Source organism: Romboutsia sp. 13368, from assembly GCF_018336475.1.
In the GTDB taxonomy this organism is placed as follows: domain Bacteria; phylum Bacillota; class Clostridia; order Peptostreptococcales; family Peptostreptococcaceae; genus Romboutsia.
In genome coordinates this window covers 1173080-1173534 of sequence record NZ_CP048741.1, presented here as the reverse complement: position 1 = coordinate 1173534, position 455 = coordinate 1173080, and the positions used below count along the sequence as shown (strand labels likewise).

At 28.9% G+C, this 455-nt stretch carries 1 protein-coding gene; it reads right to left on the bottom strand.

All coding sequences use genetic code 11. From position 1 onward, the window contains the following. Positions 1 to 455 (bottom strand): hypothetical protein (locus G3997_RS04780; RefSeq protein ID WP_330616240.1); only part of this gene is annotated, 455 nt, incomplete at both ends.

The following is a 455-nucleotide window of genomic DNA, read 5'->3' as shown; positions in this document are numbered from 1 at the left end:
TTAGTTGATTCTTTTCCCATTACTAAATCTAAACCCTTATTTTGATCTGTTCTCCATTTACTAAATATGCTACCTAAAACACTATCATTTTTTTGAGATAATATATTCATAAGGTCATATGCCTCAATAGGATGTAATTGTACTGGAGTTGCYGTTGCTAATAACATACTTTTAGTTTTCTTTGATATTTGAAGTAAGAATTTCATAAGATTATTAGGATTTGCTTTTTCATGTTTTTTATTTTGCCCAAGATTTTTACGTTTAGCTCGATGACATTCATCTACAATAATACATTCATAGTCTACTTCTAATAGTTTATCTGTAACTGGAGAGTTTGCTGTAATTAATCCTTGAGATACTATTCCAACTCGTCTTGGACATTTTTTTATAGAATTAATTCCATATGATACATGYTTTATACCATTTTCATCTATCCAATCTTTACCGTCCCATAC